We start from the raw sequence: 11,622 nt of genomic DNA on the forward strand, positions 1-11,622 counted from the left end.
ACCTGTTATGATAGCTATTCAATCACACAGTGACGAAGCGAGCACCGATGATGTCATAGACTGGCTACTTTATCTCGGCGCGGATCGTATTAAGCGGCTGAACGGTAATGTATCGCTCAATAAGGAAACATTGAGGATCAATAACGATTCGGGACACAGCAGTCTTTTCGGCGAGCTTCAGGCTTATTGGTACCGGCGGGGCTACTTTACGCTCGACATACCCGATACCGGCAATCCATATCCGGCGGTAACCACCTATTTCGAAAAAGAGTATGAATATTATACCAATGGTACAGCGCATTTCCTGTCAAAACAACACAGCATTAATTCATTTTGCGATAATCATACCAACAAAATAACCAACCTGGTCGAAGCGGCTCGTGCAGGCCTATTGATCCCGGATACTTTAATCACAGCCGATGTAAAGGAAATAAAAGCCTTTGCCGCTTTATATCCCAGGATCATTACCAAGGCCATTGCCCATAATCGCATAGCGGCAACGATAGATAGCGATACCTATATCAACATTGCTGTCGACACCGCTATTTTTGACCGGGATATGATCGATGCGCTTTCAGCGGAGCAGCACTTTTTGCCCGCCGTTTTCCAGGAATACCTGGAGAAAAAGTATGAGTTGCGTATCTTCTATTTTCATGGCCGGTTGTACAGCATGGCTATATTTTCACAGTTAAATGAAGCGACCCGGATCGACTTCCGGAAACATGACCGGGAAACCCCCAACCGTTGTGTCCCTTATCAGCTGCCGGATGACCTGGAAAATAAATTGCGGTCGTTTATGCAACGTATAGCCATGAATAGCGGCTCCATTGATATGGTGGTAACGCCTTCCGATGACTATGTATTTTTAGAAGTCAACCCGGTAGGACAACTGCAATGGTTGTCGGGAAATTGTAACTATCCCGTTGAACGGGAAATTGCTAAATTTTTATTGCATGATCAGGAGACCGGAAACCGAACGACAGAAAATCATCGATGAATTCCTGGATTGGCTGGATGCCCATCGCCACAACTTACCCGTAAACGCGTCGACCTGGACCTTTCAACTGGTCGAAAAACGAACCGTTGCGGAGCAGGAGCTTGTTACATTAGGAAAGTACAATGCTCAAAAAGCCCGTTCCATCCCGTTTTACAAACCCTATACCAAGATTTTTAAATTCTGACATGGACTATTTGTTGTTGTACAGTAATTGCGTCCTGGTTAAAGGGGCGAACCGGGCTACCATCTGCGATCTGCAAAAAGGTGATATTTACCCTGTCCCTAAATTGCTTGCAGACCTGTTCCAGGAGGATCGCGCCCTGGACCTTGCACTGTTAAAAGAGCAGGTACAAGATGAAACTGCCTCCTGGCTGCTGCAGCTTATCGATACTTTAGTCGCAAGTCAGCTGGCATTTTATTGTAACCGGCAGGAACGGAAGCGTTTTCCTGCATTACACACCGAATGGCTTTTCCCCGCCCATGTATCGCATTGTATTCTGGACTCTGCAACGGGCCGGTTAGATTATTTTACGGAGTCCTTTATCGCACAGCTGGGTAAGCTGTGCTGCAATTTCCTGCAACTCCGTTTCTTTGGTACTCCCGCCATAACCCATTTGGAGCATATATTAAGACTGATAAAAGACGCGCAGATTAAGTCGGTAGAGATCCTCGTGCCCTGGAATGCGGCATACGAAAATGCGCATACTTATGCGAAATGGATCAACGAATATAAAAAGATAAGCAGCCTCATATGCTGGGGCGCACCCTCGACCCATGTGGTAATACCCGGTGTGGAAGCTATGGGATACCTCCTGTATACCGGCGAGCAGATCAATACCGCAACACATTGCGGTATCATCAACCAGGGGCTGTTTTCAACAAATATAACCACCTATACGGAATCGCTTCATTTCAATAGCTGCTTAAACAGGAAGATCAGTATAGATGTACAGGGGAATATCAAAAACTGTCCTTCGATGACCGATAGCTTTGGGCATATAACAGACACTTCCCTTTCCGAAGCGCTCAACAAACCCGGCTTTAAAAGGTATTGGCATATTACCAAAGACCAGATCGCTGTTTGCAAAGATTGCGAGTTCCGCCATGTATGTACCGATTGCCGGGCCTACCTGGAAGATCCGGAAGATGCCTGCAGCAAGCCGTTAAAATGTGGATACGATCCCTATACGGGTGAATGGGAGGAATGGAGCCAACATCCCATGAAGCAAAAAGCGATCGCGTATTATTTTTAAGCAGGACCAGTTTCTTTCCCCAAAAACATCATTCATCATGCGTTTGTGGTTACCTTAGCCGGCGGCAAATACCTGGGCGAAGGCAACGCCGCAGCCACCCTGCGGTGTATAAAGGCACACCTGCCGCTAGACACCTGCCGCTAGACATCGGACCGGCAAGGCCGGGCACAGCAGATCGGTCCGGATAAAATCTTTGATGAATACAATGAAAAATCAACTCCCCCCTGCCTTATGATGACCCACCAGGATTTAGAAAGACAACTGAGCGACCGGTGTGAAAAGCTGGACCTTAAACAACAGGCCTTCGATGGATTGGCAGCCCTATTGGCCGATGAACAAAACAGGGTAGAAGATGTTTTTGCCGGCTTTGACCCCAGGGACATAAAGCCGGTGTTTGAAGGCTTTAAATACGTGATTGATCAGCCACACCGGCCCGCGGTGATCAGGACAAGAATCAGGCTTTATGGCCCGCATGGGACAGACAGTTTTCCACCTATCGGGTATTATGAACTTGAAACAGATTTTGAGGGTAATATACTCGATGATTTTTTCGTGATGGAAAAGGAGCGATACGTCGACGACCTTGCCATCATCAGCCATTTCCGGGATATGAACCAGGTACTTCCGCCCGGGTACCTTAAAAGAAATTATATCCAATACGAATATGTGGCCTATGTTTCGCTGATCGGGACCCTGTTTGCCAGTAAGCAGTTTAATGCAGCCTACCGGTTTGTACAAAGGGCCCGGGTTTACCTGCAACATACCGATCCTGCAAAGTTCGACCAGCAATACCTGCAAAAAAGCCGTCACTTTATAAAAATGGTAGCGGATTACCTGGAAAAAAACAACCTGGCAGACACCGCATGGCCGGACAAAAGATAACCCAAACGACACAGGCCCGGCATCACGCCGGGCCTGGGGTTTTATAAAAGTTTTACCGGTCAGATCAGGCCGCTTTTTCTTCTTCTTTTTTCTCTGGCACCGCCAGCGATATGATCACCGACAACAGCAATACCCCGCCTACAATCGCCAGCGACAGCGGCGAAGAGATGTGTACAAAAGGGGAAATGACCATTTTTACACCGATAAAGGTGAGGATAACAGCCAGGCCATATTTCAGGAAGCGGAACATATGGATAAAGTTGGCCAGCAGGAAATACAGGGCCCTTAAACCCAGGATAGCAAAGATATTGGAGGTATAAAGAATAAACGGATCGTCGGATATGGCGAAGATGGCCGGGATGGAATCGACGGCAAACAACAGGTCGGTAAACTCGATTACGCCTACTACCACGAGCAGCGGTGTCGCCATTTTGATCCCGTTCTCGATCGTAAAGAATTTATCGCCATCGAAATTGCGGCTTACTTTAAAGAAGCGGTGCACGATACGCGCGCCTGGACTTTTGGTAAAGTCTTTCTCCTCGTCGTCGTCCTCGCCGGCAAATGCAGATTTGATACCGGCATAGATCAGGAACAGGCCAAAGAGCAGTAAGACCACATTGATCCGCATACTCATACCAAACAGGGTCATGGTAGGCAGGTAAGTAACATTGATAAGGCCTACCCCGGCAAAGATAAAGATGGCCCGCATGACCAGGGCGCCTATAATACCCCAGAACAGCACTTTATGGTGCACCTCCTTGGGCACATTAAAGAATCCGAATACCAGGATGAATACAAAGAGGTTGTCGACCGACAGGGCTTTCTCGATCCAGTAGGCGGATTGGAACTGGGTAAATTTCTCGAAAGCGATCTCGGGCGAATCGGCTCGGAATACCAGGTAGATCACGCCGCTGAAGAGCATGGAGAGCGAGATCCAAACGAGTGACCAGACCAGCGCTTCCTTATTGGAAACCGCATGACTTTTTTTATTGAACACGCCGAGATCGAGCAACAACATGATTAATACCACTACGGCAAATCCGGCGATAATACCGGGATGGCTAAGCATCGAGACCTTTTTATCCATTTTTGTTTTTTATTAATTTGATTTATAGGTTACTTATTTATTCGCCATGGTGACGATCACTACCCTGCCCCCTTCCTCTTTGGAAAGCAGCAGTTTTTTACCATCGGTCAGCTCGACCATACTGCCCAAAGGTATTTCTTTATCTTCTGTAATGTCCTTTAAGGAATCTAATTTTTGATTGACCAGCACCCAGCGGCCCTGGTGGAAGGTAAAATAGCCCACCGGCACCTTTTGTTCCTGCGTCAGCTTCTCATTACGGATCACATTCCGGTTGGCATGCCACTGGAAAAGATATTGATTGCTGTAGACCATCAACCGCTGGTTCTCGGGCTTCCATACCGATTCGCGGAACTGGTAGTAGAGGTCCAGCACCGGCAGGGTACCTTTATGCGGCGTGCCGCAAAACGGGCAAGCCGGCCTGTTGGTATTATCGAACACATACCACTTCTGGTCGCAGGCCGCATTACTGCAGGGCTGCATCAGGTCGGTCGTTTTCAGCAGGGCATCTTCCCATTCATTGGCCGTGGGCCGTTGCATCGGGTTATGCAGCCCGTCTATAAAAGCACGGTCAAACAAGGCTTTCAGGTAAGGTCCCGTAATGGTATAGGGCACTTTAGTCACATCGGCCCAGGGCAATTCTTTCGGATTAAGCTGGTTGAGTTTCGGCCTGTTGCTTTTATCGGTCGGGTGTTCGATAAACAAGGCCCGTTCTCCCATCGCCAGCAGGTCGTCTTTTTCGGTATCCAGGTCGTGTATCTTGCCGCCTTTAAGCGGGTGCCGGTACAGGAGGTACATATAGATCATTACTGCCAGGGCATGCAGATCGGTAAGCCTGTTGGGCAGTTTGCGGTTGGGATCCTTTACATCGAGGTGCTTGGACGATAGTACTTCGGGGGCGATAAAATCGGCGGTGCCGATCACATCGGGCGGGAACAAACCCGGTACTACCAGGCCATCGATATCGATAATGGCGGCCGTGCGGCTTACGGGATCTACCAGCACATTTTTATACGACAGGTCGGAATGCGCCAGGCCCGCGGCATGCAGCCGTTTTACCCCCCGGGCGATATTCACGCAGACCTGGAAATAGCTGAGCCAGTTGCCCAGCTCCGATTCGTCGAGGCGCAGGGGAAATTGCTTATTCCGGAACTTGGGCGAGGCAAACCATTTGCCTTCTTTTTCCTTACCCCGGATCAGGTCGCTGGTGGCATAACCTTTCCGGAAAAAAAAGTTCTGGTTATAGGTCGGGACTACGATCCCGATCTTACGGTCCAGCTCCACCACATCGGTAGGCCAGGAGTACAGGTCTTTATAATAATTGCCGCCTTCTTTGTTGAAGAAACTGTCGTAGTACTGCGTCACAATCTTGATCAGCCGTTCGCGCGAGTTAAAGTCCTGTACATCGCGGTAAAAAGCGACCACATACGAACGGTCGGGGCTGAAGTAAACATCCTTCATGCCGCCGCGCATAGGCTCGCCATTGTCTACGTACTGGTAGGTACGGCCTTTGGTTATAATAGAACCTGCTGTTCTTGTAATCATAGGTACGAATATTGTCACCTGCAACGGTATACGGGCTGCGGTGTATATCTTTTTAGAATATGATGACCAGGGTACGGTCGTCGTGGTTACCAGGGCTCCAGAAGTCCATCCATACCGACAGTTCGGTAGCGATATCCGGGTTATCCGCGTCCAGGTTTACCCTTGCCAGGTCGGCATTATCGCCTTCCAGGTCACGCAGGAAACCATCCCATTTGCTGACCTGCTCGAGGTTGGCTTCTACTTCGAATTTCGGGTCGTAGATGCCGTCGGTCATCAGCATCAATGCGGTAAAGTCTTCGACAAACTTAAAGCCGAACCGGCCCGACAGGTCGTCCCGGAAGATCTCCGGCATCGTGATAAATCTTGTTCCACCGCCAAACTCGCCTACATCCAGCTTATTCATGAGGTGCACAGCCGACCGGTCTTTGCTGATCAGCCCAATGGGGCAATCGCCTACGCCGAAGGTCAGCACGGCATAACCGGATTTATACTTTTTAACCAGGGCAAAAATAAGTGTTGCATGAAAGTCGCGGATCCCGGCGCCCTGTTCTTTGGCAAAGGCCTCGATCTCCTTGTAGGCCTGCTGCGCAGCGCCACCCAGCGCCTGGTAAATGTGCAGGCTTATCTTCTTTTGCAGGTCGGTGCCGGTATTTGTGTTATACGCTTCGAGCAAGGTGTCGAGTTCGGCAAAGTCGCCGCCTTCGGCCTTATTGCCCAGGTATTGCACCACGGTATCGCAGGCGATACGGGAACCCTGCCGGGAAAACTTTGCACTGCCTGCGCCATCCGATACGGCCACTACGCTCCAGCCGCTTGTTGCAAAATGGGCAAAGGCAAAATCATCGTCGCGGAAGGCGCCGGTATTGGCATGGGAGCGCCCGCGCTTGGAGGCCGCTACGATATGCCGGTCGCCCAAAGGCGCCGAAACTGCCGTCTCGTCGGCCTTCCAGAAAGGATCTGTATTATCGGAAGGCGTAGTTTTCCACAACGACTTCGGATCAGGATTAATGATCAGCGGGATCAGTTTTTCATTCGGTACCGCATCCTCCGCTTCGCCGGTTACTTTAAATTTCAACTTCAGTTTAAAATCACCGTTCTGTTCGGGTATGCCCCGGATCTGTTGTGTTTCGGGATCGTAGGCAAGCCCGATCGCTTCCAGGCCCTCCAGTTCGAGCAGCACGAGGTCCTGCCAACCCCAGCCGGTTGTATCCAGCTGTGCGCCGTATACCTTGCCCACCGTGCCATTGGGTATCATTACCTGCTGTCGCTTTATATCGTTGATCCGGTTGTTTAATGACCATGCATCCATAAGTAACTGTTGCTTGCGCAGGATGTCGGTAGCGGCTTCAAGATAAGATGCATTGCTGCAAAATTCCTCAAAAAGCGCGGCCTGGTGCGGCGCCACGGGCATCTGCTTGACTTCGAAAAGCTTTTCTATATATAATTTCGGATCCATATTGTTGTTACCCCTGTGTCCTGTTTACATCAAAACCACCTTCGCCGATACCGTAAGTACCCTGTGTACCGCACCAGGGGCAAGTACTTACCTGTTCTGCACCGATACAGTGTATCTTGCCGCAACTGCACATCGCAAAACCGATCTGGTTACCACAACAAGGACAGGTAGGACTGCCGATCAGTTCGTCGCTATTGATCCTGGCGCTGCCGGCGCTCTCGTCGGAAAGCTCGTAATAAACCTGGTCTACCTCGAAAGCCCCGACCAGCCTGTAGGCCAGCGTATCGAACTCCATACCGTCGAAACCCGAAGGGTTAAGGCTTTTGCGGTATTTCATCAGGTAAGGCCGTTTACTGTTCTGGCATTTGGCGGCCAGCACCACGTAGTTATTATCGGTATAGTGGTTGCCGTAGGCAGGCTCTACCGGGTCTATTTTGCTGAGGGTCGAGTCATCCAGTTTGGCCAGTTCAAAGCCCGATCCGTTCTGGTCTACCCTTTCGCTGGAGGTCTTGATGGAATCGGTTACCCATTTAAAGAACTGTTTATAGGCAGCCGCATCGGTATTGTGAAACAGCAATACATAATCCGTAAGCTCGCGCAGCACGCGGGTATCGGTTTCGCTGCCAAAAGAAACGGCAACCATATTGGCCGTACGCTGCCAGTTCTGTTTCCATTCGGTAATGGCCTGTCGCGTATCGTCGGTTGGCACACCGTCGGTAAACAAAAAAACGATGGGCTTCCAGTCGCCTTTCTGCTCGTAGGTGGTCTTCACGATATTACGCCGGAGCTCATACATCAGGTGGCCCAGGCCCTTGCTCAGGGCCGTTCCGCCACCAATGGGGAACCGCGGCGGATAAAAGTTGATGATCTCCTGCAGGGGCACCAGCGTTTTGGCCTGTCCTGCAAATACGATAATCGATACCCATACGGTCTCTATCGCATAAGGGTCTGTTTTAAGCGCCTGTATAATGGTAGCCAGGCCTTCTTCGACCTGTCGGATCGGTTCGCCGACCATGGATTCGGAAACATCGATCAGGAAATAAATCGGAAGTCTTCTCATGTTATCCCATATTTACAGAGTGCAGGTACACCGTACCCGGACCCGTGATTTTAAGCATACTAAAGCCTTCTCCACCCAACAGGTTTTTACCCGAAAAGTGAGCATCCATGCGGGATTGCATATCGGCGTTCATAGCGATAAAACTTTTTTCATCCACATAAATAGTTTCGCCCGGCTTCAGGTCGAGGTTAACGGGCGAACCCAGCACATCGAGGAATACGGTGCAAAAGCCGGTTATCTTTTGCAGCACGGGGCCATTGCCACCGATAAACGATGCGATGTTTAACTTGAAATCGATATCTACCTTATCGGAGGAGGCCACGTAATAGCCGGCCCTGCAGATAATGCCGTTGTTCAATAATTTGAGGTTCACGGGCAACAGGCCTACCTTTCCGCCCAGCATCAGCTTTTTAGGACTGTTGTGTCGGTTCTGCAATTCCACCTGGAACATGCTCTCGCCCGACAGCTTGCGCTTGATCAGGCCCGCCACACCTTTATCGAGCACGTTAAGCGTCGATACGATCCCTTCTTCATAATAGATCAATGCGCCCTTTTCACAATAGAAACGTTCCTGGGGCTCCAGCTCCACCTGCAGGCTTTTATAGTCATGCCCGATTAGTTTTACATTCATATCCGGCTGCCGTTAAATAACAAGATGTACTTCGGTGGGCGGCGGCGGCAAGGCCACGCTTTCCACGGTGCCCATACTTTTGTTGCCTTGTTCGATCGTATCGGATACCCATTTAAAGAACTGGCGCAACGTATTGGTATCGGCAGTATCGAGATGTACTACCGTGCCGGTAAGTTCCTTGAGCATCGAATCGTCGGCCAGCTGGCCTGCGGCACAGCCTACCATAGCGCCGAAGTGCAACGATTTTATTTTAGGTATCATCTCGCGGTACAACTGTATATCCGAAGGTTTGCCATCGGTAAAGAGGAAGAACAGTGGCCGCCAGTCGCCTTTTTGCGTATCGGTTCCTTTTCTTACCTCGGCTGTTACTTTCTGGTAAATAAGTTCGAGCCCTTTACCGGTATTGGTAGGGCCGCTTTGCGGACAGGTGATCTCGGGCAACTGGAAGTTGACCAGCTCAGTAAGCGGCACCAGCTCTTTCACTTCACGATCGAAGGTCACGATACTGATCCAGAGCGAATCCAGGGCTTGCGCATCGCTGCGTAAAGTATTGATCATACCGCTCAGGGCATTGTTCAAAGCCTGTATCGGCTCGCCGAACATAGATCCTGAAGTATCCAGTAAAAAATAAACAGGTAATCGTCTCATGTTGTAAAAGGCTTAAACCACGATATTTAATTCAGAAGGCGGTGGCGGCAATTCGTCGAGGCCGGCCACTTCCTTACCACTGTGTTCGATTTTGGTGGAGCTTACCCCGATCGATGCGCTAACCCAGGTAAAGAACTTACCGATGGTGTGGGTATCAGCGGTATCCAATCTTACCACGTTATCGGTAACCTGTTTCAGCACACCGGTATCGGCTTTAGGGCCTGCTGCGCAAGCCACGGTGAGGGCTGTTTTACGCTTCCTGAATTCGGCCAGGCCGCTTTGCCAGTCGTCGGTAGGCATGCCGTCGGTCATCAGGAATACCAGGGGTTTCCAGTCGCCTTTCTGCTCCATGGTAGTACGTGCTACTTCGTTATCGATACAGGTTGCGGTGAGGCGCAGCGCTTCGCCAAGCGCCGTAGTGCCGGTAACCCTGATATCGGGTACCTGGAACGATGCCAGGTCGGTAAGCGGCACCAATTGACGGGCCGCACTATCGAAGGTAATGATACTGATAAACGCGGTCTCTATCGCCTGCGGGTTCTGGCGCAGCGAACTGATCATCAGTTGTACGCCGTTCTTTACCGCCTCTATAGGTTCGCCGTTCATTGAACCTGAAGTGTCCAATAAAACGTATACCGGTAGTCTTCTCATATTTTGGATGTTAGGGGTTAGATGTTGGATGCTAGGTTTTAGATGTTAGGTGTCAGATGTTAGATTGAGTATCAGGTATCAGGATGTTGCTGTTAGGCTTTAGATGTTAGTTATCAGATGTTAGATGTTAGATGGAGCAAAGCCGGCTAATCGGGGAGCCCCTTCGCTGCGTGGTGTTACTCCACTAAAGCCGGCTAACCGATGAGATCCTTCGCTTCGCTCCCGATGACACCCGCCTACTCCATACTCACTACTTCACTACTCACTACTTCACTACTCACTACTCACTACTCACTACTCACTACTTCACTACTCACTACTCAATACTCAATATTCAAAATTCAAAATTTAAAACTATCAACCTACTCAATTCAAAACTCAAAATTTAAAACTCAAAATTCAAAACTATCCCACGCTCAATTCAAAACTCAAAATTCAAAATTCAAAACTCCTAAAGCGCATCCGTATTCAGCATGGCTTTCAGGATATTGGCCTGCACATCGAAATCATTCATAAAGTCCATAAAGTCCATGCCATCTACTTTTTCGTGGTACTCGGCCAACAGCTTCAGGATATCTCCGGGTATATGCGTCTTCATCTTTGGCGCCTGCTGTTCCAGTTGCAGGTTCTTTTCGGAAAGGTCCTGCACCGTACGGGCTCTTTTGGAATAAGCCTGTGAAAGATCAATGCCACTTATCTTTTCCTCATCGCATTCCAGGAACAGGTTACGCGCCGGGTAAAAAATAAAATAAACCGCTTCCTCCGCCATCCGGTATACCTCGGCCGTCATACTGCCGGCTTTCAGTCCGCAGTAGAACAAATTGCTGAAGTTGTGACGGCATTGCAGTCCCATCAGTTTCTTCCCGATAATGCCGTAACCGTTTTTGTATACCGCATCCGGATCGAAGGCAATAAGTTCGTAAAAGAAATCAATACCGACTTCGTAAAAGAAATCGCCGGCATAACGGGCACTGAACTGGCTTATATTTTTTCCGAAAGGAAAGTCGGTCGACAAGTCGGAAAGATTCTGGTACAGCTTGTTCAGCGACAGGTTGATCTTTGCCGTTTGCTTTTGCTGCGCAAACTCGAAGCTTTGTTCCGTGCGCATGGCATCGTTGATCTTTATGATCAGCTCTTTGTTCAACTCGATCTCGTCGAATACCAGGCTTACATTTTTCTCGTTGGTCTTTTTGATCTTACGCAACAGGTCGAGCACACTTTCAGTAAACTGCAGGTGAAAAAGCTCCAGTTTATGGATATCCAGCTCTGGGTTATGCTCAAACATTTTATGGATAACCTGCGTACGGATATAAATCTTAAAAATAACCTCCTCTTCAAAAAAGGCGGCAAGCAATTGCAGCTTGCTGATTACTTTTAAGGAATCACTCAATATCTTCTTCTGGTTATCGTCCATC

Annotated in this window: 12 protein-coding genes; 4 read left to right on the forward strand and 8 right to left on the reverse strand. The window is 49.3% G+C overall.

Annotation, left to right across the window (positions count from 1 at the left end):
* Positions 1 to 7 precede the first annotated feature (7 nt).
* The 4 genes from gwsG to B0I18_RS17055 all read left to right on the forward strand — a co-directional run bounded on the left by gwsG (position 8) and on the right by B0I18_RS17055 (position 3,132).
* Entirely contained in the window at positions 8 to 997 is a 990-nt protein-coding gene (gene gwsG / locus B0I18_RS17045; protein ID WP_106523950.1) for a grasp-with-spasm system ATP-grasp peptide maturase, read from the forward strand.
* Positions 954 to 1,181: a hypothetical protein gene (locus tag B0I18_RS24965; RefSeq protein WP_146146784.1), complete on the forward strand. Its 228-nt coding sequence runs from the start codon at positions 954 to 956 to the stop codon at positions 1,179 to 1,181. Before gwsG ends, B0I18_RS24965 begins: the two co-directional genes overlap by 44 nt.
* Before the next feature lies 1 nt (position 1,182).
* Positions 1,183 to 2,250, forward strand: a complete 1,068-nt coding sequence (gene gwsS, locus B0I18_RS17050) for a grasp-with-spasm system SPASM domain peptide maturase (RefSeq protein WP_181358502.1) — start codon at positions 1,183 to 1,185, stop codon at positions 2,248 to 2,250.
* A gap of 231 nt (positions 2,251 to 2,481) precedes the next feature.
* Positions 2,482 to 3,132: a hypothetical protein gene (locus tag B0I18_RS17055; protein WP_146146785.1), complete on the forward strand. Its 651-nt coding sequence runs from the start codon at positions 2,482 to 2,484 to the stop codon at positions 3,130 to 3,132.
* A 64-nt stretch (positions 3,133 to 3,196) separates the two neighbouring features.
* Here B0I18_RS17055 and B0I18_RS17060 read toward each other — a convergent pair whose 3' ends face one another.
* The 8 genes from B0I18_RS17060 to B0I18_RS17095 all read right to left on the reverse strand — a co-directional run bounded on the left by B0I18_RS17060 (position 3,197) and on the right by B0I18_RS17095 (position 11,621).
* Complete coding sequence (locus tag B0I18_RS17060; RefSeq protein WP_106523953.1) at positions 3,197 to 4,219, reverse strand: TerC/Alx family metal homeostasis membrane protein; 1,023 nt, start codon at positions 4,217 to 4,219, stop codon at positions 3,197 to 3,199.
* A gap of 33 nt (positions 4,220 to 4,252) precedes the next feature.
* Positions 4,253 to 5,761 (reverse strand): helix-hairpin-helix domain-containing protein, encoded by a 1,509-nt coding sequence (locus B0I18_RS17065; RefSeq protein WP_106524143.1) that lies wholly within the window; start codon positions 5,759 to 5,761, stop codon positions 4,253 to 4,255.
* A 52-nt stretch (positions 5,762 to 5,813) separates the two neighbouring features.
* Positions 5,814 to 7,217 (reverse strand): PP2C family serine/threonine-protein phosphatase, encoded by a 1,404-nt coding sequence (locus tag B0I18_RS17070; protein WP_106523954.1) that lies wholly within the window; start codon positions 7,215 to 7,217, stop codon positions 5,814 to 5,816.
* A gap of 7 nt (positions 7,218 to 7,224) precedes the next feature.
* A complete protein-coding gene (locus tag B0I18_RS17075) occupies positions 7,225 to 8,277 on the reverse strand; it encodes a TerY-C metal binding domain-containing protein (protein WP_106523955.1) in 1,053 nt (350 codons plus the stop codon).
* 1 nt (position 8,278) lies between these two features.
* Positions 8,279 to 8,908, reverse strand: a complete 630-nt coding sequence (locus tag B0I18_RS17080) for an AIM24 family protein (RefSeq protein WP_106523956.1) — start codon at positions 8,906 to 8,908, stop codon at positions 8,279 to 8,281.
* 12 nt (positions 8,909 to 8,920) lie between these two features.
* Positions 8,921 to 9,556 (reverse strand): vWA domain-containing protein, encoded by a 636-nt coding sequence (locus tag B0I18_RS17085; protein ID WP_106523957.1) that lies wholly within the window; start codon positions 9,554 to 9,556, stop codon positions 8,921 to 8,923.
* A 12-nt stretch (positions 9,557 to 9,568) separates the two neighbouring features.
* A complete protein-coding gene (locus B0I18_RS17090; protein ID WP_106523958.1) occupies positions 9,569 to 10,207 on the reverse strand; it encodes a vWA domain-containing protein in 639 nt (212 codons plus the stop codon).
* Between the two features lie 451 nt (positions 10,208 to 10,658).
* Positions 10,659 to 11,621: a hypothetical protein gene (locus B0I18_RS17095; RefSeq protein ID WP_106523959.1), complete on the reverse strand. Its 963-nt coding sequence runs from the start codon at positions 11,619 to 11,621 to the stop codon at positions 10,659 to 10,661.
* Position 11,622: the final 1 nt, after the last annotated feature.

The organism is Taibaiella chishuiensis (assembly GCF_003014535.1).
In the GTDB taxonomy this organism is placed as follows: domain Bacteria; phylum Bacteroidota; class Bacteroidia; order Chitinophagales; family Chitinophagaceae; genus Taibaiella; species Taibaiella chishuiensis.